Here is a 26,813-nt window from a genome sequence, read left to right on the forward strand (position 1 = left end):
GCGCTCACTGTAGTTGCGTTTGCTAGCGCTCTCTGGGGCCGGAAGCTCCTGCGGGGCATTTTGCAGCCTTCCGGGTTCGGCAACGGCTACAACTGTTCCAGTGCCAGGTTCAGGGCCAGTACATTGACCACCGGCGGTCCCACCAACGGCCGTTCGATATGAGCGTCCACCAAGGCCTGCAATTTGGCTGGCGACAGGTTGCGCGCCGCCGCGACCCGCGCCAGTTGATAGTCAATTGCCTGCGGTGGCAAGTGTGGATCGAGGCCGCTGCCCGAAGTGGTCAGCAATGCCAGGGGCACCGGCCCCTGCCCCGGTACCAGGAGCTTGTTGGCATCCTGGATCACCCGCGTGGCCAGGGCCGGATTGCTCGGCGCCAGATTGCTGGCAGAACTCGATACCGTGGCAAAGGCCCCCGCCGAAGGGCGTGGATGGAACCAGGCGTCACCGACGAATTCCTGGGCGATCAGGGCCGAACCCCGCACCCTGCCGTCGGCATCGCGTACCAGGCTGCCATTGGCCTGTTCCGGGAAGGCCAGCTGGGCCACGCCGGTCACCACCAGGGGATAGGCCACACCGGTGATCAGGGTCATCAACACAATCAGGCTCAAGGCCGGACGCACTACGCTAGTCATTTCTCACTCCTCGATTCGTTCAGATCTGCAGGCCGGTTACACCAGATGCAGCGCGGTCAGCAGCATGTCGATCAGCTTGATCCCGACAAAGGGCACGACAATGCCACCCACGCCGTAGATCAGCAGGTTGCGCCGCAGCAGATGCGCGGCACTGGCCGCCTGCACCCGCACCCCACGCAATGCCAGGGGGATCAGCACCACGATGATCAGGGCGTTGAACACGATGGCCGAAAGGATGGCGCTCTGCGGGCTGGCCAGCCCCATGATGTTGAGCACCCCCAGCTGTGGATAAATCGCCGCGAACAGCGCAGGCAGGATGGCGAAGTACTTGGCCACGTCGTTGGCGATGGAGAAGGTGGTCAGGGCACCCCGGGTCACCAGCAGTTCCTTGCCGATCTGCACCACATCCAGCAGTTTGGTCGGGTCGCTGTCCAGGTCGACCATGTTGGCCGCCTCGCGCGCCGCCTGGGTGCCGTCGTTCATGGCCATGCCGACATCGGCCTGGGCCAATGCCGGTGCGTCGTTGGCGCCGTCACCGCACATGGCTACCAGACGCCCGTCGTTTTGCTCGTGGCGAATGCGCGCCAGCTTCTTCTCCGGCGTGGCCTCGGCCAGCACATCGTCGACTCCGGCTTCGGCGGCAATGGCCGCGGCGGTCAGCGGGTTGTCGCCGGTCACCATCACGGTACGGATGCCCAACTTGCGCAACTCGGCGAAACGCTCGCGAATGCCGGGCTTGACCACGTCCTTGAGGTGAATAGCGCCGAGCATCCGGCCCTCGGCACAGACCAGCAGCGGGGTGCCGCCGCTCTGAGCGATCTTGTCGATCTCCCGGGACAGGGCCGGGGCCAGCTCGCTGCGTTTGAGGCCGACGAAGCTCAGCACCGAATCCACTGCGCCCTTGCGATAGACCCGGCCCTGGTAGTCGACCCCGGACAGTCGGGTTTCAGCGCTGAAAGGCACTGCCGTCAGCAGATCGCTGCCCGGCTCGGGCTGTGGATAAAGCTCGCGCAGGTACTCGACGATGGACTTGCCTTCGGCGGTGTCGTCCGCCAGGGAGGCCATCAAAGCCGCTTCGGCCAGCACTTGGGCACTGACACCCGGCGCTGGGTAGATGGCGCTGCAACGGCGGTTACCGAAAGTGATGGTGCCGGTCTTGTCCAGCAGCAACACGTGCACGTCCCCCGCCGCCTCCACCGCGCGCCCGGACTTGGCGATCACGTTCAAGCGCACCAGGCGGTCCATCCCGGCAATCCCGATGGCCGACAGCAGGCCGCCGATGGTGGTGGGGATCAGGGTCACCAGCAACGCCACCAGGAACACCAGCGGCAGGCTGCCATTGGCAAAGTGGGCGAAGGGCTGCAAGGTCACCACCACCAGCAGGAAGATCAGGGTCAGGCCGATCAGCAGGATATCCAGGGCCACTTCGTTGGGCGTCTTCTGCCGCTTGGCGCCTTCGACCAGGGCGATCATGCGGTCCAGGGTCGACTCGCCGGGGTTGCTGGTAATGCGCACCAGCAGCCAGTCGGAGACCAGCCGGGTATTGCCGGTCACCGCCGAACGATCGCCGCCGGATTCCCGGATCACCGGAGCCGATTCACCAGTGATTGCCGCTTCGTTGACCGCGGCGATGCCTTCGATCACCTCGCCATCACCGGGAATCATTTCGCCGGCTTCGACCCGCACCACGTCGCCTTTGCGCAGACTGACCGCCGGCACCAACTGATAGCTGCCGTCGCTGGCCCGGCGGCGGGCACTCAAGCCCTCGCTGCCGGCCTTGAGGCTGTCGGCGCGAGCCTTGCCGCGGCCTTCCGCCAGCGCTTCGGCGAAGTTGGCAAAGAGCACTGTGAACCACAGCCAGAGCGCAATCTGGGCAGCGACGAAGGTCGGCACCGCGGTGTCCGGGATGAAACACAGCACGGTGGTCAGGATCGCTGTCAGTTCCACCACCAGCATCACTGGCGAGCGCTGCAACTGGCGCGGGTCAAGCTTGACGAAGGCCTGGACCAGCGCCGGGCGCCATAGGGCCGAAATTGCGGTACTCGCCACTTCGGCCTTGGCCGGCTGGCTCTTGGCGAGCGCATCGGCCGTTTTGTTCGAGGCAGGAACATGCATATTCATCATCAGGTCCTCAGAAGCCCATGCTCAGGTGTTCGGCGATTGGGCCCAGCGCCAGGGTCGGCAGGAAGGTCAGGCCGCCCACCAGCAAGATGGTCACGGTCAGCAAGGCCACGAACAGCGGGCCATGGGTGGGAAAGCTGTTCTGGCCGATGGGTGCGGTCTTCTTCATCGCCAGGCTGCCGGCCAGGGCCAGCACCGGCAGGATGTAGCCGAAGCGACCGATCAGCATGCCCAGGCCCAGCATCAGGTTGTGGAACGGGGTATTGGCGCTGAAACCGCCAAATGCCGAACCGTTGTTGGCGCTGGCCGAGGTGTAGGCGTACAGCAGTTGACTGAAACCATGGGGCCCCGGGTTGCTGATGGCTGCTGCCGGCCCCGGCAGGCTGGCGGCCAGTGCGCCCAGCACCAGCACGCCGACGGGCATCACCATCAGGGTCACCACCAGCAGTTGCACCTCCTTGGCCTGGAGCTTCTTGCCCAGGTATTCCGGGGTACGACCAATCATCAGCCCGGCCAGGAACACTGCGATCAACACGTTCAGCAGCATGCCGTAGAGGCCCGCGCCGACGCCGCCGAAGATCACTTCGCCGACCATCATGTTGATCAGCGCCACCATGCCGCTCAGCGGGTTGAGGCTGTCGTGCATGCCATTCACCGAACCGTTGGAGGCCGCAGTAGTGGTCACCGACCAGAGCACCGTGGCAGTGGTGCCGAAGCGGGCCTCCTTGCCTTCCAGGGGCGCAGCCTGCTCTACCGCTGCATTCTGCAACGCCGGGTTGGGTTGATACTCCGCCCACAGCGAGGTAGCACCGCCGATCAGGAACAAGGCGAACATGCAGGCGATGATCGCCCGGCTCTGACGCAGGTCCTTGACGTAATGGCCGAAGGTGAACACCAGGGCCACCGGAATCAGGATGATCGATACCAGTTCGAACAGATTGCTCCAGGCCGTGGGGTTCTCGAACGGGTGCGCCGAGTTGACGCCGAAGAAACCGCCACCGTTGGTGCCCAGCTGTTTGATAGCAATCTGACTGGCGGCCGGGCCCAGCGGAATGACCTGGTCATTGCCCTGCAGGGTCAGGGCATCCACGTAATGGGCGAAGGTCTGGGGCACGCCCTGCCAGACCAGGAACAGCGCCAGCAGCAGGCACAGCGGCAGCAGGCCGTAGAGGGTGGCGCGGGTCATATCGACCCAGAAGTTGCCCAGGGTGCGCACCGAACGCCGGCCAATGCCGCGGCACAAGGCAACCAGCACCGCCAGCCCGGTGGCAGCGCTGACGAAGTTCTGCACGGTAAGGCCGACCATCTGGCTGAGGTAGCTCAGGGAGGCTTCGCCGCTATAGGACTGCCAGTTGGTGTTGGTCATGAAGCTGACGGCAGTGTTGAACGCCAGCGTCCATTCCTGCCCCGGAAGATGCTGTGGATTGAGCGGCAGGTGATCCTGAAACAGCAAGATGGCAAACAGCAGGACAAACCCGGCCAGGTTAAAGGCCAGCAGAGCCAGGGTGTATTTCTGCCAGCTCTGCTCAACCTGCGGATCGACCCCGGAGACCCGATAGCAGACACGCTCCACCGGGCCCAGGACCGGGGTCAGCCAGGTACGCTGGCCCTCCATGACCCGGTAGTAGAATCGCCCCAGCCAAGGTGCGGGCAACAGCACCAGAGCGAAGAAGGCGAGGATCAGCCAATAGTCATAACTGTGCATAACCGCAGCTCCTAATTCCGATCCGCGCGCAGCAGCGCAACCAGTAGATAAATGAACAGGCCCACTGCCAGCAGCAGCGACACCGCGTCCAGAATGTTCATGGAATGTCTCCGTGGTACGGCGATTGCCGCGAATGCAGACATTGTCCGCAGGGTGCCTGTAAAGGAACGAGATCGACGGGGCGGGCAGCGCATAAAGAAAGCGTAAAGACTGGCGTCATACAGCCTTTACGAGGGGCGATGAGGCGCCTCGCTCGCCTCTGGAGCGCGGCTGCCCCGATGCGAGGCATCACGCCCCCATGCACTTAAGGTCAATGGTGCTGAAAATCGGCGAAACATCCTCGATACGACAGCTTTGGGTGCTTTACGACGGTACTTCAAGAACTGGCATGGGCACTGCACAGAACAGCCGCGAGCACGTCCTATTCGTTCAGGGAGCAACCGATGAACACACAACTCAAGCCCACCTTGGGCACGCTGCATTTATGGGGCATCGCAGTCGGACTGGTGATTTCCGGGGAGTACTTTGGCTGGAGCTATGGCTGGGGCGTAGCAGGAACCCTGGGGTTTCTCGTGACCTCGCTGATGGTGGCGGCCATGTATACCTGCTTTATATTCAGTTTCACCGAGCTGACTACGGCGATTCCCCACGCCGGCGGCCCGTTTGCCTACAGCCGCCGCGCCTTTGGTGAAAAAGGCGGCCTGATCGCAGGGCTGGCCACCCTGATCGAATTCGTCTTCGCCCCTCCCGCCATCGCCCTGGCCATCGGCGCTTACCTGAACGTGCAATTCCCGGCCCTGGATCCGAAACATGCCGCGGTCGGCGCCTACATCGTATTCATGGGCCTGAACATTCTCGGGGTAAAACTGGCAGCCACCTTTGAACTGGTGGTCTGCGTGCTGGCGGTAGCCGAGCTTTTGGTGTTCATGGGGGTGGTGGCCCCGGCCTTCAGCTTCAGCCACTTCGCCCTCAACGGCTGGGCAGGCGCCGACGCCTTCGGCGCCCCGGCAATTGCCGGGATGTTCGCCGCCATTCCCTTCGCCATCTGGTTCTTCCTGGCCATCGAAGGTGCGGCCATGGCTGCCGAAGAAGCCAAGGACCCCAAGCGCACCATTCCCAAAGCCTATATCAGCGGCATACTGACCCTGGTACTGCTGGCCATGGGGGTGATGTTCTTCGCCGGCGGCGTGGGGGACTGGCGCAGCTTGTCGAATATCAACGACCCGCTGCCCCAGGCGATGAAGACCGTTGTGGGCGATAGTTCCGGCTGGCTGCACATGCTGGTATGGATCGGCCTGTTCGGCCTGGTGGCAAGTTTCCACGGGATCATCCTCGGCTACTCGCGCCAGTTCTTCGCCCTGGCCCGGGCCGGTTACCTGCCTGCCTCCCTGGCCAGGCTCTCGCGCTTTCAGACGCCACATCGGGCGATCATCGCCGGCGGCCTGATCGGCATCGCCGCCATCTACAGCGATGGCCTGATCAACCTTGGCGGCATGACCCTCACTGCCGCCATGATCACCATGGCTGTGTTCGGTGCCATCGTGATGTACATCATGAGCATGCTCAGCCTGTTCAAACTGCGCAGGGCGGAACCGAATCTGCCACGCAGCTTCCGCGCCCCGGGCTACCCGCTGGTGCCGGCCATTGCCCTGGCGCTGGCCGCGGTCTGCCTGGTGGCCATGGCCTGGTTCAATGCCCTGATCGGCCTGATATTTCTGGTGTTCATGGCCCTGGGCTTCATCTATTTCCTGCTGACCGGGCAACTGCGGGCCGACGCACCGGTGGACGCCATGCTCACCGGCCGTTGAACAGCGCCCTGCTCGTGCCAGGCGGATCAGGCATACAATGGAACCACTGCGAAGCGCTTTAACTCAAAGCGTTATAGGCAGGCCCGAAGGCGAACCTTCGCCTGCGGGCTACTGCCCATTAAGGAGAGCCCTATGCCCTGGTATGCCTGGTTGATTCTGGTGGTTGCTATCGGTTCTATCGTTGGCGGCTTGATGATGCTGCGCGACACCGCCAACAAGGTCGAGCTGACCGATGAGCAACGCAAGCGCGTGGCCGAGCGCAACGCACAAATGGATGCCAAGGAAGCGCAGGATCGTTAAGCCTACAGCCCCTTCACCCTAACGTGCAGGGGCTGCCTGGAGCCTCAACGCTCCCATTCGGCCTTGGCAATGTGCAACCCGTGCTGGCCCTTATAGGCTGCACGTTGCGGCTGGCTCCAGCCTTCGAGCAGCGATTCGTCCAGACGATAGATTTCCACTCCCAGTGGACGGCACACGCTTAACGGATCCTGGGCTTCAGGCCCCCACATCGGCAAGGACAGATCTCCGCCCGGACACGTCGACAATGCACAGAGCAGGTCGATCTCGGCGAAGAACTCCAGATAATCCCCCTTCTGCGCCGGGCAGGCCTTCATGAAATACATGTCGTCATGGTTCAGGCCCGTGCACTGGAAGATGTTCAACACATCATGCACATCGAACTCGGTCAGGCCATGAGGCAGCACTGCCCGCGTCAGGTTGGAATGGCAGTGATGGTGAAAGTCCTCGCCGGTGAGCATGCGATTCACATAGGGGTCGCAACGGGTGCCCAGCAGATCGTGCAGGCGGCCACCATGCTCGTCGATTCCGTAATGGGCCAGGCTGTCATCGGTGATGGTCACCAGCGGCCGCAGAAAAGGCAGGTTCGACCAGAGCCGGTCGTGGGTACTGACATGCGCACCCTGCAACTGCCGAGTGCGCGCAGCCCAGAGGCGCTCACGCGGATCGTTGGCATTCCACACGTTGAAGTCGCCCACCTGCGGCCCTACCGGAGTGGTCACCCGAAATACGTGCCCGGCGGGCACCTTCCAGGCGCGCCCGGTACGGATTGGAACCTCGAACTGCTCGATCAGATGGCGTTGGCCCTGATTGTGCCGAATGCGTTCGTAAAACGCCTTGTCCACCTGTAGCGCCGAACCTTTGCTGACCTGATAAGCCGCTGGATAGTCTTTGTACATGGGTATCGCCCTCTTTCAGTGACACTGGGGTTGGTCGAGCATGTCCAACAGCAGGCGTTCCGAGTCATCCAGATACAACTCCATGGCCTCGGTGGCCGCAGCCTTGTCCCCCTCCAGAAGCCATTCATGGATCTGTCGGTCGCGGACCAGCCAGGGCGCCTGAAACCGCGCCTCATCCGGCGCCGTACAAAACACCAGGCGCAACTGCGCCACCACGTTGGTGAAGAATTCATCGAACAGTGGCGAGCCCAGCAACCCCACCACATGCTGGTGAAAACGCAGGCCATGGGTTCCCACGGCGCGCCAATCCTCCCGCTCCCGGGCAAGTTCTGCCGCTTCGATGGCATTGAGCATGCGATCGGACTGGTACTCGCGTAGCGGGCGGGCATTGACGATGGCCTGCAACTCCAGGGTACGGCGCACTCGGAACAGATCCCGCACGTCATCAGCACCAAGGCGACGGACCACTACGCCTTTGTGCCGCACGTACCAGGTCAACCCTTCCTGCCCCAGGCGGTGCAGGGCTTCACGGATGGTATTGCGTGAGGCGTTATAGGCACTGACCAGATCGCTTTCCACCAGCGCCATCCCGGGCAATAAACGACCACCGATGATGTCAGCCCGAAGTTCCACGGTAATGTGGTCAGCCAGGGAGAGTCCGTCGCTCATGAGGGCACCTCGCAATTGTTCAACAATTTGTGAACAACAGGTAATCACTTATCGTGCCAACTTAATCAGTCCTTGCGCCCTCATGAGAAGCTGTCGTGACGCTGTCAACGCTGATAATCCCTGCCGAGAAGTTGGGGCATGATCTGATAATCCTTGGTTAAAATGGCCTTCTAGTTGCGGAGGTTTCTCAAATGCGTTACTCGCCAGACCATAAAGCCCAGACTCATCAACGCATTATCAAGGAAGCTTCAGAACGTTTTCGGCGTGACGGGATAGGCGCAACAGGTCTACAGCCCCTAATGAAAGCCCTGGGGTTGACTCATGGCGGCTTCTATTCCCACTTCAAGTCCAAGGATGAACTGGTAGAAGAAGCCCTGCGTGCCGCCGCCCAAGAGCTGGACGCCCATTGCGCTGCACTGTTCGCACAAGAGCATCCGCTGCCAGCCTTTATCGATAACTACCTCTGCGAGTGGCACCAGAAGTCCCCTCATCAAGGCTGCCCGCTACCGACCATGAGCTCGGAACTTGGCCAACGTGGGCAACCCAGTGCGACTACAGATGAGGTGCTCAACACCAGGCTCGAACAACTAGAAGCGGTGCTGGAAGGCGAACAGAAAGCCGAGCGAAGCCTGATGCTAATGTCCACCTTGGTCGGTGCACTCATGCTTTCTCGCAGCGTGGAAAACCCGGAGCTGGGAACTCGGATACTGGAGGTGGTTCGCGAGGGCCTGAAGCAACAGGAGCGGCGCTGAAGCGATCCGCTCCAACCTACTCTCCTTATTTATAGCGAGCGGCCGCACTGCTCCTGGACAGATTCGGGCCAAGAGCCAAGCGTGCCGCCACCAAAGCCTGCCAATCCGCAGGATCGGGTAGCGAAGGCAATGTAATCAACTCGCCCTGATCCAAGCCGCTCAACGCCGCATCGACCATTTCCTGTACCTCCATCACCATTTCCGCCGGAATGGCCTTGGCATCCAGCCCTGAACGCTCCCAGATCTCGGTACGAGTGACACCCGGCAAGACCGCCTGGACACGAACCCCACTGTCTTTCAACTCGGCCTGCAGTGACTGAGTCAAGCTGAGTACGTATGCCTTGGTTGCACTATAAGTCGCGTTGAAACGTTCAGGAATCAGGGCTACCACCGAGGCAATATTGATAATCGTCCCGCGCCCAGCCGCAGAGAAACTCGTTGCTGCCACCGCGGCCAGCCGGGTCAGTGCCACGACATTGAGCTGAATCATGCGCTCCGTCTGATCCAGGTCGGCGCCAGCCAAAGCCCCGTTGGCAGCTACTCCCGCATTGTTCAGCAGCAGACTGATACGGGAGTCGTCGCGCAAACGTTGCTCGACATTCAGCAGGTCCTTTTTAAGCGTCAAATCCGCCTTCAACACCTCCACCTGAACGTTATATTTATCGCCCAACGCATTGGCTGCCGCCTTCAAACGTCCCTCATCCCGAGCAACCAGCAACAAATCAAAACCTCGCGCCGCCAGTCGATCGGCATAAACCGCTCCAATACCGGATGAGGCCCCAGTGACCAATGCAGTACCTTTGGATTGAATCGAACTCATAGCTGGACTCCTGACAATGCATGAAAGTAATGAACGCCTTCGGCCAAAAACATCTGGCACCCGAAAATATTATTATCATAATATTTTCGCATCATCATGAAATAATCAATCCAGGCGATACGAATTCACTGCCAGCTACCCCATTCATGCAACGCAAAAGGCCGGTCAGAGACCGGCCTTAAAAGGTTATGGGGAGAGAACTCAATTGACTTCGAGCTTATCCAGATTTCGCTCCAGAATCGCCCTCCCAATCCCCTTGACCTCCAGCAACTCGTCCACCGAAGCAAAGGGCCCATTTTCTTCCCGATAAGCGACAATCGCCTTGGCCTTGGCAGCCCCCACCCCAAAAAGCTCGCGTTGCAGCACAGCTTCATCCGCCGTATTGAGGTTGACCTTGCTTGCTTGCATTGGCGCCTGCTCCGCCACTTGCACAGAACCGGGCTGGGCCTTGGGGCCCGGCGCGGCCTGAGTGACAAGTGCAAAGCTGGCGAGAAAAGCAAAGATCAATGAGGTGAAAAAAGAGTTACGCATAGTGACGCTCCATGACATCGAGTAAGGAAAGCAGCTTTCCAAAGCTGCCTTCCAAACCTAGGTTGATGCCACGAGCAAATCAAAAGCCAGAGAGTTACTGCTTATGTAGATTCAAGGTTTGAGACGACGCTGCTGATAGACCCAGTCGACGATTTCACCATCCGGTGTGTAGCCACTTACGGTCTCGCGAAGCAACTGGCGAACTCTTGCATAGTCGTCCAACTCAAGGGCTGCAAGGAGTTCAGCGAGCTTCAGCTTGAGTGTTTCCCACGATAGATGATCCTCGTTGGCACTCATGATCATCGGGTGCTGAGTAGCGGCGACGTTGTCTCCAATCAGCAACTCTTCGTAAAGCTTTTCACCAGGCCGCAAGCCAGTAAATTCAATCGCGATATCACCATGAGGATTTTTCTCCGAGCGAACACTCAGCCCGGAAAGATGAATCATTTTTTCTGCCAGCTCGACAATTCTAACTGGCTCGCCCATATCCAATACAAATACGTCCCCGCCCTGCCCCATCGAACCTGCCTGAATGACCAATTGGGCAGCCTCTGGGATGGTCATGAAATAACGGGTGATCTTTGGATGCGTGACCGTCAATGGGCCACCAGACTTGATCTGCTTATGGAATAGCGGAATAACAGAACCTGAAGAGCCCAGTACATTCCCGAAACGGACCATGGTGAAACGGGTTTTATTAACCCGTGGCACATTTGACAGATCATCGAACAGAACCGGGGCCGGCTCCTTGCTCAACGCCTGCAACGTAAGCTCCGCCAGTCGCTTGGTGCTACCCATGACATTGGTTGGGCGAACCGCCTTATCCGTAGAAATCAGTACAAAGTTGGCTACACCACATTGCAGTGCGGCCTGCGCGGTATTGAGCGTCCCCATGACATTATTAAGTACACCTTCAGCGATATTATGTTCTACCATCGGAACATGCTTATATGCAGCAGCATGATAGACCGTATCGACGCTCCAGGTTTTCATGACTGACAGCAACTTTTCGTAGTTGCGTACCGAACCAAGAATTGGCAATAGTTTTACAAGTCGAGACTCTTTCGATACACGCTGTTCAAGTTCGGACAAGATACTGTAAAGATTGAACTCGCTGTGATCGAGCAATATTAGCGTGCTAGGGCCTTGGAGTAGAATCTGCCGACAAAGCTCAGAACCGATAGACCCTCCAGCACCTGTTACCAGAACTGTCTGCCCCTTGATACAGTGCGCCAACAGGTCAACTTGAGCCGGGACCGCGTCACGCCCAAGCAGGTCAGCTATGTCCACCTCTTGAATGTCATCGACTTTCACTCGGCCACTGGCCAGATCCATGAAACCGGGGACACTTCGTACGTGTAAGGGGAATCCTTCTAAATACCCCAGAATCTCTCTTCGACGGCTACGACTGGATGAGGGAATGGCCAGGAGAATCTCTTCTGCCCCCGTGTCATCAATCATTTGCTGTAAATGCTTGGGTTTATACACCTGTAGCCCGGCGATCATCCGACCGGCAATACTGCCGTCATCATCGATAAAAGCCACAGGCCGCATCACCCGCCCCAATCGCAAGGCGGCCACCAGTTGATTGCCTGCCGCTCCAGCGCCGTAGATAGCCACCTTAGGCAAACCATCATCACGATTGGTAAAGGGTACATGCTGGGCAGTGGTGAACCAGTCGCCGAGAAAGTACTGACGCATCGCCAGCCTAAGTCCGCCAATCATCACCATACTCAACCACCAATAGTTGAATACGATTGAGCGCGGCACCACAGTCTGGTGATTGCTATACACATAGACCACCAGCGCGAGAGTCAAAGCCGATAAGGTTACGGCCTTGACGATCGCAATAAGAGCATCGTTACCGAAGTAACGCATAACCGCGCGATACATCCCGAACCGAATGAACAGAGGAATGGCAACTATGGGAGCGCTAGCGAATAGCCAGAAATGCACAATGAAAGGATTGTTCAGATCGTCAAAACCCAGCCTGACGACAAATGCCATCCACAGCGCAACCCACACCAGCAAAATGTCGGTGACCACCTGCAGCACCCTCTTCTGCCGCCGCGGGAGCCTCAACAGAAGTGTTCGTATCTTATCCATAATTCCTTTTTCGAACCTCGGCCTTCAGCCTCGATCTATGTTGCATACTGATGGAAAGCGCCCTATTTGACAGTCTCGAATACTAGGCAGTATCAGCCTGTTTTCTCCAACTCACCCGCCCGAAACCTGAAAGCAAGAAAAACCAGCGGTGCGTAAGCCAGTACCAGACCAATAATACCATCCAACCCGAATAACCCCACGCCTATGGCGATTGGCAGAAGCCATAGTGCATTGATTCCCAAGACCGCCAAGGTCACTGGTAGATGCCGACCAAACTGGCGGGAGGCGAACTGGTAAGCATGACTACGATGTGCTTCATAGACCTTGTCTCCGCGAACTAATCGCCGAATCAGAGTAAAAGTCGCATCAACAATGAAGACGCCAAGAAGAATCAACCATACCCAAAGAAAGCGCGAGGATGACCAAGCTGCCTGTACGGAAAGAACCCCCAGAACAAGCCCAAGAAAACCGCTGCCAGCGTCCCCCATGAAAATACGTGCAGGAGGGAAGTTCCAGTAAAGAAAACCCAGCACTGCCATCGACAATAACAGTGGCAGCCAGATCAATGATGGAGCATCAGCAAACCAGTAAATTACGCAGGCACCAAGACATGTACTCACTGCCTGAACACTGGCAATCCCATCAATACCATCCATGAAGTTGTATAGATTGAGCATCCAGACCAAATAAAAAACTGCACAGATATGTCCCAACCATGAAAGATTGAGATCCATGCCAAATACATTAATCGCAGGCAATCCACCTAGCCAGGTCAGAGCCCAGATCGCCGCGATAAAATGCGCGAGCAGCCTCCAACGCGCTGCTATGTGCCCATGATCATCTAAAAAACCAACTACAGCTATCAATGCACCTGCTCCCCATAAAGCCCCTATGGAAAGCAGAGGAACATCTATCAGCACGCTCAGCAGAGGCGCAGCAGCCAGAAAGCTCAGGACAATTGCAACGCCTCCCCCTCTGGGGGTAGGCACTGTATGAGAGCTGCGACTATTGGGAACGTCCATTAAGCTCCGAGCTAGAGCATAGCGTCGCAACACCCAAGTTAGCAGAAGCGAAACACTGGCTACCACTAACATAAAAAACAAAATCACCATGTAACTTTAATCCTTAAAGCGCATGAAAAATCGATAATCATTAGAGCTACGCCCTTTAAACCAAAACCCTCTTTAAATGCGTTAAAACTCAAGCACAACTATCAATAAAGTATTTCGCTGTAGCATCAAGTGTTTTATCTACACCCAGAGGAGGAGACCACCTCAACAGCTCACGATTCTTTGATATATCCACCTGAAGAGAACCGCACAGTCGTTGGGAAATAGACTTTTTACCCAGCAATGTAGCACTAAAACTCAAGATACCACTAGGCATGGCCAGCAGACGAGCAGGTTTACCCAATGCGCCACCCATTCCTTTCAGCATTTCAGTTGTCGAAAGGTCTTCACCATCACTAACTGAAAACACCTGATTGGCAGCTAACGGATGCTCAACACACGTAACAATCAGATCCACCAAATTATCTAATGCCCCCAAACTCCGGCGACTATCTATTACCCCAAAAGGTAAAGACCCCCCCCTACACAACCCGCGCATCATATTAAGAAAGTTAGCTTTAATGCTAGGACCGTATACAAGAACTGGACGAATAATTACAACTTCCATACCCGTTTGAGAGGCAATGAGAGTCAAGCCTTTTTCCGCTTCCATTTTGGAAATACTGTATGGATCTGTAGGGACAGGCTCATCATCAGCAGTATAAGGAACATTGAGTGATGTCCCCTCACCATTAACCTTGATGGAACTGATAAAAACGAATCGACCTACACCACGCTGGGCAGCCTGGCGAGCCAAATTTAGCGTCCCTTCCACGTTGACCTTCCGGAAGGCCTCAAAAGGATCGAGTGAGGATTCATGCATTACATGGACACAGTCAGCCGCATGTACTACGACATTGCAATCAAGCAATATCGAACTCCAGTCCGTCAGACCATCAATCTGTTCCACCTGAGTAACAGACGTGGTAGCCGCTAAAGCCGGAATGGGCTTTCGCACCACAACAGTTAACTTATGGGGTGAATTTTTAGATAAACACTCATGAACAGCGCCACCTACAAAACCGGATGCTCCCGTCAAAAGGATCCTGGCCATTATCTACCGTACCTTCTAAAATTGGCGCCACAGAGTAACATCTGAAACACGCGAAAATGACATTATGCGCCGCCAACGACCTGCTGAGCCATACTATCCATCAAAAAACCATCCCAGCCTCAATGCAATGCAGAATACCCCACGCACAGCTCAAGATATTCGCGCAAGCAGCAGCGCGGCCATAGCAAAGCATCATTCACAATATCAAAATTAATCAAAGTCCACTTCGGCTGAAAGAAGAACAATCAACCCTGCGAGATTTTAAGACGGTAGAAACAAGGAAGGCTCTAGGAGAAACCCAAGACCGACACTATAAAAAAGCTTAAAAGCGATCCGATTCAAGCCAATGACCTATTCGATCAACGACAAGCATTCCGCCTTACTCTACGAGCGAAAAGCATACTAAAAGCAACTTCATTTAGAGCGCTTTTATCTTAGTTTCACAGGCCATCCACCTCCTCTTCGTTAACTCGATCACGAAGCTCCTTACCCGGCTTAAAGTGGGGAACGAACTTTCCATCCAAGCTAACTGACTGACCTGTTTTTGGATTACGACCCACCCGAGGTGCGCGATAGTGAAGCGAAAAGCTACCAAAGCCTCGGATCTCAATTCGATCGCCAGTGGCCAGGCATTGAGACATCTGTTCAAGCATCGTCTTGATGGCCAACTCGACATCCTTGGATGAGAGCAGCCCTTGATGGGTGACAATTCGTTCGATCAACTCCGACTTCGTCATATTTTTCCCTTCTTTTTCAAGCAGCTAGGTCAGTGCTTCAAAGGTTTTAGCATGCTCTGAGGGTTTTGAACAGCCCATCTGCCACGCTGATACAAACTCCTTTTTTTGCAGAAGATGCAGTGACAAAAACGCAAAGCGGCTCTATCGACACACGACCAGCATCGTTCGGGTCAGATAACCCGCCGGATTCCAACCGAAGAGATAATCCCCCTCCTCATCCTTGGCAGCACTGGATTTGGTGATGACCTTGTAGCCATTGGGCTTACACTCACGCGCAGCACGCTTGTAGCATTTGTCCCAATCCGACCCCAGCCCCGAACAGTCGATCTCTATGCCACTGACCCCGCGCACCACATGGGTCTTTACATTGGTCGTACACCCAGCCAAAAGAAGCATCAAAACTACTACACCCAACCTGCTCATACTCTTCCTTAAGGCAGCTTATGCTGCTTGAGTAATGCATCCACTGGGTAAGCCTAGACCCTGATTCGGCAGCCACCCCACTTAAGAAAGAGACAACTCATTGCAAAGATTGGTTTCCCCCCAGCACTCTGCTCTGACCTTCTCAAATTTCAGGCATAAAAAAGGGCGACCGAAGTCGCCCTTTTTATGGTCTGACAGAACTTAGTTCTGCTTTTCCATTTGTGCACGCAGCAGGTCACCCAGAGTGGTAGGACCAGCAGCGATATCCGAAGCAGCTGGCTTGTCGCGCAGGCTTTGGATAGCTTCTTTCTCGTCTTCAACGTCTTTCGACTTGATCGAGAGCTGGATTACACGGCTCTTACGGTCAACGCTGATGATCTTGGCTTCAACTTCTTCGCCTTCTTTCAGAACGTTACGTGCATCTTCGATGCGGTCACGGCTGATTTCGGAGGCTTTCAGAGTAGCTTCGATATCGTTAGCCAGGGTGATGATGGCGCCTTTGGCGTCAACTTCTTTTACAACACCCTTAACGATTGCGCCTTTGTCGTTCTCTTGAACGTACTCGGAGAACGGATCGCTTTCCAGTTGCTTGATACCCAGGGAGATGCGCTCGCGCTCTGGGTCAACCGACAGGATAACGGTGTCCAGCTCGTCGCCCTTCTTGAAACGGCGTACGGCTTCTTCGCCCACTTCGTTCCAGGAGATGTCGGACAGGTGAACCAGACCGTCGATGCCACCGTCCAGACCAATGAAGATACCGAAATCGGTGATCGACTTGATGGTGCCGGAGATTTTATCGCCCTTGTTGAACTGGCCAGAGAAGTCTTCCCACGGGTTGGACTTGCACTGCTTGATGCCGAGGGAGATACGACGACGCTCTTCGTCGATGTCCAGAACCATAACTTCCACTTCGTCGCCGACTTGTACGACTTTCGAAGGGTGGATGTTCTTGTTGGTCCAGTCCATTTCCGAAACGTGTACCAGGCCTTCCACGCCTTCTTCCAGCTCTGCGAAGCAGCCGTAGTCGGTCAGGTTGGTTACACGAGCGGTAACGCGGGTGCTTTCTGGGTAACGAGCCTTGATAGCAACCCATGGATCTTCGCCCAGTTGCTTCAGGCCCAGGGAAACACGATTGCGCTCGCGATCGTACTTCAGAACCTTGACATCGATCTCGTCGCCAACGTTGACGATTTCGGAAGGATGCTTGATACGCTTCCAAGCCATGTCGGTGATGTGCAGCAGGCCATCGACGCCACCCAGATCGACGAATGCGCCGTAATCGGTGAGGTTCTTGACGATACCTTTGACTTGCTGACCTTCCTGCAGGGATTCCAGCAGAGCCTCACGCTCAGCGGAGTTCTCGGCTTCGAGGACGCTGCGGCGGGAAACGACAACGTTGTTGCGCTTCTGGTCGAGTTTGATGACTTTAAACTCGAGCTCTTTGCCTTCCAGGTGCGTGGTGTCGCGCACTGGACGGACGTCAACCAGAGAACCTGGCAGGAACGCACGGATGCCGTTAACGTCGACAGTGAAGCCGCCTTTAACCTTACCGTTGATAACGCCCTTGACCACTTCTTCGGCTGCGAAGGCTGCTTCCAGAACGATCCAGCATTCAGCGCGCTTGGCTTTTTCACGGGAGAGCTTGGTTTCACCAAAGCCGTCTTCAACCGAATCCAGAGCAACGTGAACTTCATCACCAACATTGATGGACAGTTCGCCAGCATCGTTGTAGAACTGCTCAAGCGGGATCAGCGCTTCAGACTTCAGACCAGCGTGAACGGTTACCCAACGCGCTTGGTAGTCGATGTCGACGATAACACCGGTGATGATGGAGCCTGCCTGAAGGTTCAGGGTTTTTAGGCTTTCTTCAAAGAGTTCCGCAAAGCTTTCGCTCATTTTAATTCCTGTTGATAAGGGCGAAGAATCCGCCCATCTGCCACATCCCAGACGATGTGGGTTACGTTCATATAAAAGAATGATCGCAGGACTATGACTGGTCCCCTGCAATCCTTCTTGTTCACCCGGCGATATCGCGAATGGCGATTTCACTCAAGATGCGTTGCAACACCTGATCGATGGACAACTCCGTGGAATCCAGCTGTATGGCGTCAGCCGCCGGCTTGAGCGGGGCCACCGCTCGCTGGGTATCGCGCTCATCACGCGCACGTATCTCATCTAGCAGACTCGACAGACTAACACCATCGACCTTTCCCTTCAACTGCAAGTAACGGCGACGAGCACGCTCCTCGGCACTGGCCGTCAGGAAAATCTTCAACGGAGCGTCGGGAAACACCACGGTTCCCATGTCGCGGCCATCGGCAACCAACCCTGGCGGCTCCTGAAAGGCACGCTGACGCTGCAGAAGGGCGTCTCGCACAGCAGGCAACGCCGCAACCTGAGAAGCCCAGGCCCCGACCTGCTCGTTGCGCAGATCATCCGTCACGTCATCACCCTCAAGAATGATCCGTTGCGGATGGTTCTCGGTAGCTCCGAGAAACTGCACATCCAAGTGAGCCGCCAACAATTTCAGCGACTCTTCGTTGGTCAGATCGACGCCATGATTGCGCGCAGCGAACGCCAGTAGCCGGTACAGCGCCCCGGAGTCCAGCAGGCACCAGCCCAGATGCTTGGCCAGCTTGCCAGCAATGGTGCCCTTACCCGAACCACTCGGCCCATCGATGGTGATCACCGGGGCCTTGATATTCACGACTGAGCCTCTTGCGCGACACGGATCCCCACCTGCGCGCACAGCGCAAGGAAGTTCGGGAACGAGGTCGCGACGTTGGCGCAGTCATGAATGCGGATCGGTGCGTTGGCGCGCAGCGAGGCAACACTGAAAGCCATGGCGATACGATGGTCACCATGCCCATGAACCTCCCCGCCGCCGATCTGGCCACCCTCAATGATGATCCCGTCCGGGGTCGGTTCGCACTTGACCCCCAGGGTCAGCAGGCCATCAGCCATCACCTGGATACGGTCAGACTCCTTGACCCGCAATTCCTCAGCGCCACGCAGCACCGTGCGCCCTTCGGCGCAAGCGGCCGCGACGAACAACACAGGGAATTCATCGATTGCCAGCGGTACCAAATCTTCGGGAATCTCGATCCCCTTGAGCTTGGCGGCGCGCACATGCAGGTCGGCAACCGGCTCGCCACCCACTTCGCGCTGGTTTTCCAGACGAATGTCAGCGCCCATCAACCGCAGGATATCGATCACACCTGTACGGGTCGGGTTGATCCCCACATGCTCCAGCACCAGTTCGGAACCTTCGGCAATGGATGCGGCCACCAGGAAGAACGCCGCGGAAGAAATATCGGCAGGCACCTCAATATGGGTTGCCTTGAGCTTGCCGCCGGACTCGACCGAGGCCGTGGCGCCGTCGACACTCACCGAGTAACCGAAGCCTCGCAGCATGCGCTCGGTATGGTCACGGGTCGGAGCCGGCTCGGTTACCGTGGTTTTCCCTTCGGCATATAAACCTGCCAACAGCAGGCAGGATTTAACCTGGGCACTGGCCATCGGCAAGGTGTAGGTCAGCCCCTTGAGCTTGTGACCGCCACGAATCACCATCGGCGGGCGGCCCTCGGCAGCCGTCTCAATGACCGCGCCCATTTCCCGCAGCGGGTTCGCCACACGATTCATCGGACGCTTGGACAGGGACGGATCGCCAGTCAACGTGCTATCGAAGCTTTGTGCAGCCAGCAAGCCCGACAGCAGGCGCATCGAGGTACCGGAGTTCCCCAGGTAGATCGGCCCTGGAGCCGGCTTCAAGCCGTGCAAGCCAACACCATGAATGGTCACACGACCATGATGCGGCCCTTCGATGACCACGCCCATGTCGCGGAAAGCCTGCAAGGTCGCCAGAGCGTCTTCACCCTCGAGGAAACCTTCCACTTCAGTGGTGCCCTCAGCGAGCGAGCCGAGCATGATCGAGCGGTGAGAAATCGACTTGTCGCCCGGTACACGAATCCGCCCAGACAGGCGGCCACCAGGATTTGCCAGGAAAATCAGATCGTTGGAGTTCATAGCGTCCACATAGGCCCGGCGGGCCAGGATTTTACCGAAATGCTCGCGGGCAACCCGGGCGCGAGTGAATACGCCCAACAATTGATGCCCGTCCCCTGCATCGACCGCGTCACGCAGAGCGTCGAGGTCGTTGCGAAATGTATCGAGTGTGCGCAGTACCGCCTCGCGATTGGCAAGGAAGATGTCGTGCCACATGACCGGGTCGCTGCCGGCGATTCTCGTGAAATCGCGGAACCCGCCCGCAGCGTAACGGAAGATATCGAGATTTTCACTGCGCTTGGCCAGGGAATCGACCAGACCGAACGCCAGCAGGTGCGGCAAATGGCTGGTCGCCGCCAGGACTTCATCGTGACGCTCGACCTGCATGTGCTCGACATCCGCCCCCAGCTCACGCCAAAGCCTGTCGACCAGGTCCAGCGCCGCGGCATCAGTCTGCTCCAGAGGCGTGAGGATCACCTTGTGCCGACGAAACAGCTGCGCGTTGGAGGCTTCCACACCACTCTGCTCGGAGCCCGCAATGGGATGCCCCGGGACAAAACGTGCAGGCATGCCGCCAAAAGCTTCTTGCGCAGCGCGCACCACATTGCCTTTGGCGCTGCCGACATCGGTCAGCACCGCCTGGCCCAGATCCATGCCGGCAAGCAGAGCCAGCAGCTTTTCCATGGCCAGGATCGGCACCGCCAGTTGAATCACATCGGCGCCCTGGCAAGCCAGGACCAGATCCTCTTCACAGCGATCCACCACCCCCAGCTCGACCGCCAACCGGCGGGACTGGGGATCCAGATCGACACCGACGACCTCACGACACAGGCCACTTTCACGCAAACCCTTGGCAAAGGAACCGCCAATCAACCCCAGGCCGATCACCACCAGGCGACCGATCATAGGCACAGCAGATTGCATTGGAATGACATCAACCACGGGCCAGAACCTTGGCCAAAGCCTCAAGGAAACGAGTATTTTCCGCCGGCAGGCCGATGGTGATACGCAAATGATTCGGCATGCCGTAGTTGGCCACCGGACGCACGATCACCCCCTCGCGCAACAACCCCTGGAAGATCGACGCAGCCTCACGCCCCAGGTCCACGGCAATGAAATTGCCCTTGGAAGGAATCCAGCTCAGGCCCAGATCACGGAACCCCGCCTCCAACTGCTGCATGCCGGCCTCGTTCAGACGACGACTCTCGGCCAGGTAGCCCACATCCTCAAGTGCGGCGCAAGCCGCGGCCAAGGCCAGGCTGTTGACGTTGAAAGGCTGGCGCACACGGTTCAGCACATCCGCCACCACCGGGGTCGACAGCCCATAACCGACCCGCAGGGCAGCCAGGCCATAGGCCTTGGAGAAGGTTCGCGAAACCAGCAGGTTCGGGTAGGCCGCCAGGAAGTCCAGGCCATCCGGCAGGTCGCTGCCTTCGGCGTACTCGATATAGGCCTCGTCCAGCACCACCAGCACGTGGGCCGGTACATCCTGCAAAAACTCGTCCAGCTCCTCGGCACCGAACCAGGTGCCGGTCGGGTTGTTCGGGTTGGCGATGAACACCACGCGGGTCCGATCATCGATCGCCTTGAGCATGGCTGGCAGGTCATGCCCCCAGCTCTTGGCCGGAACCACGCGAGCCTGGGCGCCGACAGCCTGGGTAACGATGGGGTAGACGGCAAATGCGTGCTCGCTGAACACCGCATTCAAGCCAGGCGCCAGGTAGGCACGAGCCACCAGTTCCAGAATGTCGTTGGAACCGTTGCCCAGGGTCACCTGGTCGATTTCCACGCCGCAGCGCTTGGCCAGCAGGGACTTGAGAGCAAAACCGTTGCCATCCGGATACCGGGTCAGCTCGGCCAGCTCGTCGCGAATCGCCGCCAGGGCCTTGGGGCTGGCGCCCAGCGGATTTTCATTGCTCGCCAGCTTGACGATGGTGGCCGGATCGATGTCCAGCTCACGGGCCAGTTCGTCCACGGGCTTGCCCGGAACGTAAGGCGAAAGTTGTTGCACGCCTGGTTGTGCCAGTGCGAGGAAGTCGCCACTCATTGTTAAAGCCTCAGAGAACCGCTTTCGGGTAGGAACCCAGCACCTTGAGTGCTACTGCTTCCTGACTGATCTTTTCCAGCACACCCTTGACCAACGGATCACGGTGGTGGCCGACGAAGTCGATGAAGAACACATAGGTCCATTTGCCACTGCGCGAAGGTCGGGTCTCGATTCGCGTCAGGTCGATGCCATTGTCGTGGAATGGCACCAACAGCTCGTGCAAGGCACCGGGCTTGTTGCTCATGGACACGATGATCGAGGTCTTGTCGTCGCCGGTCGGCGGCACTTCCTGATTACCGATCATCAAAAAGCGCGTGGAGTTGTCCGGACGATCCTCGATTTTCTCTGCCAGGCGCGTCAGGCCATACAGGCCTGCCGCCATGTCGCCGGCGATCGCCGCCGAGTTCCACTCGCCCTTGACCCGCTTGGCCGCCTCGGCATTGCTGGACACCGCCACGCGCTCGACATTCGGGTAATGGGCGTCCAGCCACTTGCGGCACTGGGCCAGGGACTGGGCATGGGAATAGATGCGACTGATGCTGTCGGTCTTGGTGTTCTCGCCCACCAGCAGATGATGGTGAATGCGCAGTTCGACTTCACCGCAGATCACCATGTCGTGCTCGAGGAAGCTGTCGAGGGTGTGGTTGACCGCACCCTCGGTGGAGTTTTCCACCGGCACCACGCCGAAGTTCACGGCGCCGGCCGCCACTTCACGGAACACCTCGTCGATCGCCGCCATCGGCTTGCTGATCACCGCATGACCGAAGTGCTTCATGGCCGCAGCCTGGGTGAAGGTGCCTTCAGGGCCGAGATAAGCCACTTTCAATGGCTGCTCCAGGGCCAGGCACGAAGACATGATTTCGCGGAACAAGCGCGCCATCTCTTCATTGCCCAGCGGCCCCTGGTTGCGCTCCATCACCCGCTTGAGCACCTGGGCTTCACGCTCGGGACGGTAGAACACCGGCACTTCGCCTTCTGCCAGGGAAGCCATCTTCACCCGGGCAACTTCCTGGGCGCACCGCGCACGCTCACTGATCAGCTCCAGAACCTTCTCGTCCAGGGCGTCAATGCGCAGGCGCAGGGCCTTGAGTTCTTGCTCAGACATCAGCCGTGTTCCTTCTCGAACTCCGCCATGTAGGCCACCAGCGCATTGACTGCGTTGATGTCCACGGCGTTGTAGATGGAAGCGCGCATGCCACCCACCGAGCGGTGGCCCTTGAGGTTCAACAGGCCGCGAGCTTCGGCGCCCACCAGGAACGGTTTGTCCAGGCGATCGTCGGCCAGACGGAACGGTACGTTCATCCAGGAGCGGTCGGTCTTGTTGATCGGGTTGCTGTACAGGCCGCTGGCGTCGATGAAATCGTACAGGGTGCGCTGCTTGGCCTCATTGAGCTTGGCCATGACTTCAACCCCGCCCTGCTCCTTGAGCCATTCGAACACCAGGCCGGACAGGTACCAGGCCAAGGTCGGCGGCGTGTTGTACATCGAGCCGTTGTCCGCCGCGACCTTGTAGTCGAGCATGGTCGGGCACAGCGAACGGGCACGCCCCAGCAAGTCTTCGCGAACGATGTTCACCAGGATGCCGCTGGGGCCGATGTTCTTCTGCGCCCCGGCGTAGATCATGCCGAAACGGGAGATATCCACAGGGCGCGAGAGGATGTCGGACGACATGTCGGCCACCAGGGGAACATCGCCGGTTTCCGGGATCCAGTTGAACTCCAGGCCGCCGATGGTTTCGTTCGGCGCGTAGTGCACGTAGGCGGCATCTTTCGACAGCTGCCATTCGTTCTGGCCGGGAATCGCAAAGTAGTCGTAAGGCTTGGCGGTGGCCGCGACATTGACCTGACCGTAGCGGGAAGCCTCTTCGATGGCTTTCTGCGACCAGATACCGGTGTCGATGTAGTCGGCCTTGCCGCCTTCAGGCAGCAGGTTCAGTGGAATCTGGGCAAATTGCTGGCTGGCGCCGCCTTGCAGAAACAGCACTTTATAGTTCGAGGGGATATTCAGCAGATCACGCAGATCCTGCTCGGCCTTGGTGGCAATGGAGACGAACTCATCACTGCGATGGCTCATTTCCATGACCGACAGGCCCTTGCCATGCCAATCCAGCAGTTCGGCCTGGGCACGCAACAGGACAGCTTCAGGTAGCGCAGCGGGACCTGCGCAGAAGTTATAGGCTCGTTTGCTCACATCCACTCTCGCTATGCATTCACGGTAGCGGACAGAGCAAACACTCTGCCCTGCTACGATTTATTTAGTCTTGCGACTCTTCTTCGCCTGCGGCGTCTGCCCGTTGGCCTTCGGCTGCCTCATCGGTATCGGCAACCGCATCCAGCACGGCTCCCTCGGATTCAGCACCCTCTTCACCTTCGAACTCTTCGCCCTCGATTTCCGATGGCTCCTGCACCCGCTCCAGGCCCACCAGGGTTTCATCGCTGGCCAGCTTGATCAGGGTCACGCCTTGGGTGTTACGACCCAGGCTCGACACTTCGTCGACACGGGTACGCACCAGGGTGCCCTGATCGGAAATCAGCATGATCTCTTCACCATCCAGCACCTGAACCGCGCCAACCAGGCGCCCGTTACGCTCGTTGCTGACCATGGCGATAACGCCCTGGCCGCCACGCTTGTACTCGGGGAACTCGCCAATGGCGGTACGCTTGCCGAAACCACGCTCGGAGGCGGTAAGGATCTGGCTGCCTTCTTCCGGGATCAGCATGGAAATCAGCTTCTGGCCTTCCGCCAGGCGCATGCCGCGCACGCCGCGAGCGGTACGGCCCATGGCCCGCACGTCGGACTCCTTGAAGCGAGTGACCTTGCCGCCATCGGAGAACAGCATGACTTCACGCTCGCCATCGGTGATGGCGGCACTGATCAGCACGTCGCCTTCGTCCAGCTCCAGGGCGATCAGGCCCACGCTGCGCTGACGGCTGAAGGATTCCAGCGGGGTCTTCTTCACGGTGCCGTTGGCGGTCGCCATGAAGATGTAGTGACCTTCGGTGTACTCCTCGACCGGCAGCATGGTGGTGATGTATTCACCCTCATCCAGCGGTAGCAGGTTGACCAGCGGACGACCGCGGGCGGCACGGGATGCTTCAGGAATTTCATAAGTCTTCAGCCAGTACACCTTGCCCTTGCTGGAGAACAGCAGCAGCGTGGTGTGGCTGTTGGCAACCAGCAGGTGAGCGATGTAGTCCTCATCCTTGACGCCTGTGGCCGACTTGCCTTTACCGCCACGACGCTGGGCCTGGTAGGCAGCCAGCGGCTGGGTCTTGGCGTAGCCGCCGTGGGAAATGGTCACCACACGCTCTTCTTCCGGGATCATGTCACCCAGGGTCAGGTCGAGGCGGGCATCGAGAATCTCGGTGCGGCGCACGTCGCCGTATTCGGCGCGGATCACTTCCAGCTCTTCGCGGATCACTTCCATCAGGCGCGTGGCGCTATTGAGGATGCGGATCAGCTCGCCGATCTGGTTGAGGATCTCCTGGTACTCGGCCAGCAGTTTTTCGTGTTCGAGGCCGGTCAGGCGGTGCAGACGCAGTTCCAGAATGGCTTGCGCCTGCTCCGGGGACAGGAAGTACTTGCCGTCGCGCAGACCGTATTGCGGATCGAGGTTTTCCGGACGGCAGGAATCCGCACCGGCACGCTCGACCATGGTCATCACCGCGCTGGATTCCCAAGGGGTGCTGATCAGCGCTTCCTTGGCTTCCGACGGTGTCGGCGAAGCCTTGATCAGAGCGATCACCGGATCGATATTGGACAGGGCAACGGCCTGGCCTTCAAGGATATGGCCACGCTCACGGGCCTTGCGCAGCTCGAACACGGTGCGGCGGGTCACGACTTCACGACGGTGACGAACGAAGGCTTCCAGCAGATCCTTGAGATTGAGGATGCGCGGACGGCCGTCGATCAGCGCCACGATGTTGATGCCGAACACCGCTTGCAGCTGGGTCTGGGCGTAGAGGTTATTGAGGATCACCTCAGGCACTTCGCCGCGACGCAGCTCGATCACGACGCGCATACCGTCCTTGTCGGACTCGTCACGCAGCTCGGTGATGCCTTCCAGCTTCTTCTCTTTCACCAGCTCGGCGATCTTCTCGATCAGCCGCGCCTTGTTCAGCTGGTAAGGCAGTTCGGTGATGACGATCTGCTGGCGGCCGCCAACCTTGTCGATGTCTTCGATGATCGAGCGGGCACGCATATAGATGCGGCCACGGCCGGTGCGATAAGCCTCGATGATGCCTTCACGACCGTTGATGATCGCCGCGGTCGGAAAGTCCGGACCGGGGATGTATTGCATCAGGTCGTCGACAGTCAGCTCGGGGTTGTCGATCAGCGCCAGGCAACCATCGATGACTTCACCGAGGTTGTGCGGCGGAATGTTGGTCGCCATGCCCACGGCGATACCGCTGGAACCGTTGACCAGCAGGTTGGGGATCTTGGTCGGCATGACCGCCGGGATCATCTCGGTGCCGTCGTAGTTCGGCACCCAGTCCACGGTTTCCTTGTGCAGGTCGGCCAGCAGCTCGTGCGCCAGCTTGGTCATGCGTACTTCGGTGTATCGCATGGCCGCCGCGTTGTCGCCGTCGACCGAACCGAAGTTACCCTGGCCGTCTACCAGCAGGTAGCGCAGGGAGAATGGCTGGGCCATACGAACGATGGTGTCGTACACCGCGGTATCACCGTGCGGGTGATACTTACCGATCACGTCACCGACAACACGGGCAGATTTCTTGTACGGCTTGTTCCAGTCGTTACCGAGCTCGCTCATCGCGTACAGCACACGCCGGTGCACGGGCTTCAAGCCATCGCGCGCATCAGGCAGTGCCCGCCCGACGATTACGCTCATCGCGTAGTCGAGGTAGGACTGTTTCAGCTCGTCTTCGATATTGACCGGGAGGATTTCTTTGGCCAGTTCGCCCATGAGAAGCCTGATTCCTTTTTCTGGTGAAACTTCGTCACATCCATATGGGACGAACGAAGCTCGCCGCTGCAGGCCTAGTGCCATGCACCGACTTACGACAAATCAACAAGTTATGCCATGGATTTGCGCAGTGAAGGCAGCCGCATCGGACCACCTTGGAAACCGCCGGATGTT

At 58.1% G+C, this 26,813-nt stretch carries 23 protein-coding genes; 3 read left to right on the top strand and 20 right to left on the bottom strand.

Annotation, left to right across the window (positions count from 1 at the left end):
• Positions 1-86: 86 nt before the first annotated feature.
• From kdpC to kdpF, 4 genes are read right to left on the bottom strand one after another with little or no spacing between them, the layout of a single operon-like run.
• Entirely contained in the window at positions 87-632 is a 546-nt protein-coding gene (gene kdpC / locus KCG88_RS07935) for a potassium-transporting ATPase subunit KdpC (RefSeq protein WP_210712190.1), read from the bottom strand.
• Between the two features lie 36 nt (positions 633-668).
• Positions 669-2,753, bottom strand: coding sequence for a potassium-transporting ATPase subunit KdpB (gene kdpB / locus KCG88_RS07940; protein WP_210712191.1), 2,085 nt, complete (start codon positions 2,751-2,753; stop codon positions 669-671).
• A gap of 10 nt (positions 2,754-2,763) precedes the next feature.
• Complete coding sequence (gene kdpA / locus KCG88_RS07945; RefSeq protein ID WP_047288283.1) at positions 2,764-4,458, bottom strand: potassium-transporting ATPase subunit KdpA; 1,695 nt, start codon at positions 4,456-4,458, stop codon at positions 2,764-2,766.
• An 11-nt stretch (positions 4,459-4,469) separates the two neighbouring features.
• Complete coding sequence (gene kdpF, locus KCG88_RS07950; RefSeq protein WP_019092894.1) at positions 4,470-4,559, bottom strand: K(+)-transporting ATPase subunit F; 90 nt, start codon at positions 4,557-4,559, stop codon at positions 4,470-4,472.
• A gap of 342 nt (positions 4,560-4,901) precedes the next feature.
• Between kdpF and eat the strand changes: the two genes are divergently transcribed.
• On the top strand, positions 4,902-6,266 hold the full coding sequence (gene eat / locus KCG88_RS07955; protein WP_047288284.1) for an ethanolamine permease: 1,365 nt from the start codon (positions 4,902-4,904) through the stop codon (positions 6,264-6,266).
• Between the two features lie 132 nt (positions 6,267-6,398).
• Positions 6,399-6,566: a DUF2897 family protein gene (locus KCG88_RS07960; protein WP_011062571.1), complete on the top strand. Its 168-nt coding sequence runs from the start codon at positions 6,399-6,401 to the stop codon at positions 6,564-6,566.
• Positions 6,567-6,610: 44 nt separating this feature from the next.
• Here KCG88_RS07960 and KCG88_RS07965 read toward each other — a convergent pair whose 3' ends face one another.
• Complete coding sequence (locus KCG88_RS07965) at positions 6,611-7,462, bottom strand: DUF1989 domain-containing protein (protein ID WP_011062572.1); 852 nt, start codon at positions 7,460-7,462, stop codon at positions 6,611-6,613.
• A 15-nt stretch (positions 7,463-7,477) separates the two neighbouring features.
• Entirely contained in the window at positions 7,478-8,131 is a 654-nt protein-coding gene (locus KCG88_RS07970) for a GntR family transcriptional regulator (protein ID WP_210712192.1), read from the bottom strand.
• Between the two features lie 191 nt (positions 8,132-8,322).
• Here KCG88_RS07970 and KCG88_RS07975 point away from each other — a divergent pair, with 191 nt between their 5' ends.
• Complete coding sequence (locus KCG88_RS07975; RefSeq protein WP_047288290.1) at positions 8,323-8,883, top strand: TetR/AcrR family transcriptional regulator; 561 nt, start codon at positions 8,323-8,325, stop codon at positions 8,881-8,883.
• A gap of 25 nt (positions 8,884-8,908) precedes the next feature.
• Here the strand turns inward: KCG88_RS07975 and KCG88_RS07980 are convergent, their stop codons facing one another.
• From KCG88_RS07980 to gyrA, 14 genes are all read right to left on the bottom strand, one after another.
• The gene (locus tag KCG88_RS07980) at positions 8,909-9,703 is read right to left on the bottom strand and encodes an SDR family oxidoreductase (RefSeq protein WP_210712193.1); all 795 of its coding nucleotides are present in this window, start codon (positions 9,701-9,703) and stop codon (positions 8,909-8,911) included.
• 201 nt (positions 9,704-9,904) lie between these two features.
• Entirely contained in the window at positions 9,905-10,234 is a 330-nt protein-coding gene (locus tag KCG88_RS07985) for a helix-hairpin-helix domain-containing protein (RefSeq protein ID WP_210712194.1), read from the bottom strand.
• 111 nt (positions 10,235-10,345) lie between these two features.
• On the bottom strand, positions 10,346-12,343 hold the full coding sequence (locus KCG88_RS07990; RefSeq protein WP_210712430.1) for a nucleoside-diphosphate sugar epimerase/dehydratase: 1,998 nt from the start codon (positions 12,341-12,343) through the stop codon (positions 10,346-10,348).
• An 89-nt stretch (positions 12,344-12,432) separates the two neighbouring features.
• Entirely contained in the window at positions 12,433-13,452 is a 1,020-nt protein-coding gene (locus tag KCG88_RS07995; protein WP_210712195.1) for a glycosyltransferase family 4 protein, read from the bottom strand.
• Positions 13,453-13,540: 88 nt separating this feature from the next.
• Positions 13,541-14,503 (bottom strand): SDR family oxidoreductase, encoded by a 963-nt coding sequence (locus KCG88_RS08000; protein ID WP_210712196.1) that lies wholly within the window; start codon positions 14,501-14,503, stop codon positions 13,541-13,543.
• 440 nt (positions 14,504-14,943) lie between these two features.
• Positions 14,944-15,240, bottom strand: coding sequence for an integration host factor subunit beta (gene ihfB / locus KCG88_RS08005; RefSeq protein ID WP_053153140.1), 297 nt, complete (start codon positions 15,238-15,240; stop codon positions 14,944-14,946).
• 141 nt (positions 15,241-15,381) lie between these two features.
• Positions 15,382-15,663 (bottom strand): hypothetical protein, encoded by a 282-nt coding sequence (locus KCG88_RS08010; protein ID WP_210712197.1) that lies wholly within the window; start codon positions 15,661-15,663, stop codon positions 15,382-15,384.
• Between the two features lie 201 nt (positions 15,664-15,864).
• Positions 15,865-17,559: a 30S ribosomal protein S1 gene (gene rpsA, locus KCG88_RS08015; RefSeq protein WP_007931318.1), complete on the bottom strand. Its 1,695-nt coding sequence runs from the start codon at positions 17,557-17,559 to the stop codon at positions 15,865-15,867.
• A 121-nt stretch (positions 17,560-17,680) separates the two neighbouring features.
• Complete coding sequence (cmk, locus tag KCG88_RS08020; protein ID WP_011062580.1) at positions 17,681-18,370, bottom strand: (d)CMP kinase; 690 nt, start codon at positions 18,368-18,370, stop codon at positions 17,681-17,683.
• Entirely contained in the window at positions 18,367-20,574 is a 2,208-nt protein-coding gene (locus KCG88_RS08025; protein WP_210712431.1) for a bifunctional prephenate dehydrogenase/3-phosphoshikimate 1-carboxyvinyltransferase, read from the bottom strand. Before KCG88_RS08025 ends, cmk begins: the two co-directional genes overlap by 4 nt.
• Positions 20,575-20,602: 28 nt before the next feature.
• Positions 20,603-21,715 carry a histidinol-phosphate transaminase gene (gene hisC / locus KCG88_RS08030; protein ID WP_210712198.1) on the bottom strand — a complete coding sequence of 371 codons (1,113 nt, stop codon included), beginning with the start codon at positions 21,713-21,715 and terminating at the stop codon, positions 20,603-20,605.
• A 10-nt stretch (positions 21,716-21,725) separates the two neighbouring features.
• Complete coding sequence (pheA, locus tag KCG88_RS08035) at positions 21,726-22,820, bottom strand: prephenate dehydratase (RefSeq protein WP_007939916.1); 1,095 nt, start codon at positions 22,818-22,820, stop codon at positions 21,726-21,728.
• A complete protein-coding gene (gene serC / locus KCG88_RS08040) occupies positions 22,820-23,905 on the bottom strand; it encodes a 3-phosphoserine/phosphohydroxythreonine transaminase (protein WP_047289019.1) in 1,086 nt (361 codons plus the stop codon). Before serC ends, pheA begins: the two co-directional genes overlap by 1 nt.
• Before the next feature lie 64 nt (positions 23,906-23,969).
• Entirely contained in the window at positions 23,970-26,639 is a 2,670-nt protein-coding gene (gyrA, locus tag KCG88_RS08045; RefSeq protein WP_047288315.1) for a DNA gyrase subunit A, read from the bottom strand.
• Between the last annotated feature and the right edge of the window lie 174 nt (positions 26,640-26,813).

Source organism: Pseudomonas sp. MWU349, assembly GCF_017947325.1.
GTDB classification, from domain to species: Bacteria; Pseudomonadota; Gammaproteobacteria; order Pseudomonadales; family Pseudomonadaceae; genus Aquipseudomonas; species Aquipseudomonas protegens.

What these genes read in the sequence shown, in the direction of transcription:
- kdpC (WP_210712190.1), bottom strand. Translation starts at nt 632, where the DNA reads ATGACTAGCGTAGTGCGTCCGGCCTTGAGCCTGATTGTGTTGATGACC.
- kdpB (WP_210712191.1), bottom strand. Translation starts at nt 2,753, where the DNA reads ATGAATATGCATGTTCCTGCCTCGAACAAAACGGCCGATGCGCTCGCC.
- kdpA (WP_047288283.1), bottom strand. Translation starts at nt 4,458, where the DNA reads ATGCACAGTTATGACTATTGGCTGATCCTCGCCTTCTTCGCTCTGGTG.
- kdpF (WP_019092894.1), bottom strand. Translation starts at nt 4,559, where the DNA reads ATGAACATTCTGGACGCGGTGTCGCTGCTGCTGGCAGTGGGCCTGTTC.
- eat (WP_047288284.1), top strand. Translation starts at nt 4,902, where the DNA reads ATGAACACACAACTCAAGCCCACCTTGGGCACGCTGCATTTATGGGGC.
- KCG88_RS07960 (WP_011062571.1), top strand. Translation starts at nt 6,399, where the DNA reads ATGCCCTGGTATGCCTGGTTGATTCTGGTGGTTGCTATCGGTTCTATC.
- KCG88_RS07965 (WP_011062572.1), bottom strand. Translation starts at nt 7,462, where the DNA reads ATGTACAAAGACTATCCAGCGGCTTATCAGGTCAGCAAAGGTTCGGCG.
- KCG88_RS07970 (WP_210712192.1), bottom strand. Translation starts at nt 8,131, where the DNA reads ATGAGCGACGGACTCTCCCTGGCTGACCACATTACCGTGGAACTTCGG.
- KCG88_RS07975 (WP_047288290.1), top strand. Translation starts at nt 8,323, where the DNA reads ATGCGTTACTCGCCAGACCATAAAGCCCAGACTCATCAACGCATTATC.
- KCG88_RS07980 (WP_210712193.1), bottom strand. Translation starts at nt 9,703, where the DNA reads ATGAGTTCGATTCAATCCAAAGGTACTGCATTGGTCACTGGGGCCTCA.
- KCG88_RS07985 (WP_210712194.1), bottom strand. Translation starts at nt 10,234, where the DNA reads ATGCGTAACTCTTTTTTCACCTCATTGATCTTTGCTTTTCTCGCCAGC.
- KCG88_RS07995 (WP_210712195.1), bottom strand. Translation starts at nt 13,452, where the DNA reads ATGGTGATTTTGTTTTTTATGTTAGTGGTAGCCAGTGTTTCGCTTCTG.
- KCG88_RS08000 (WP_210712196.1), bottom strand. Translation starts at nt 14,503, where the DNA reads ATGGCCAGGATCCTTTTGACGGGAGCATCCGGTTTTGTAGGTGGCGCT.
- ihfB (WP_053153140.1), bottom strand. Translation starts at nt 15,240, where the DNA reads ATGACGAAGTCGGAGTTGATCGAACGAATTGTCACCCATCAAGGGCTG.
- KCG88_RS08010 (WP_210712197.1), bottom strand. Translation starts at nt 15,663, where the DNA reads ATGAGCAGGTTGGGTGTAGTAGTTTTGATGCTTCTTTTGGCTGGGTGT.
- rpsA (WP_007931318.1), bottom strand. Translation starts at nt 17,559, where the DNA reads ATGAGCGAAAGCTTTGCGGAACTCTTTGAAGAAAGCCTAAAAACCCTG.
- KCG88_RS08025 (WP_210712431.1), bottom strand. Translation starts at nt 20,574, where the DNA reads ATGATCGGTCGCCTGGTGGTGATCGGCCTGGGGTTGATTGGCGGTTCC.
- hisC (WP_210712198.1), bottom strand. Translation starts at nt 21,715, where the DNA reads ATGAGTGGCGACTTCCTCGCACTGGCACAACCAGGCGTGCAACAACTT.
- pheA (WP_007939916.1), bottom strand. Translation starts at nt 22,820, where the DNA reads ATGTCTGAGCAAGAACTCAAGGCCCTGCGCCTGCGCATTGACGCCCTG.
- gyrA (WP_047288315.1), bottom strand. Translation starts at nt 26,639, where the DNA reads ATGGGCGAACTGGCCAAAGAAATCCTCCCGGTCAATATCGAAGACGAG.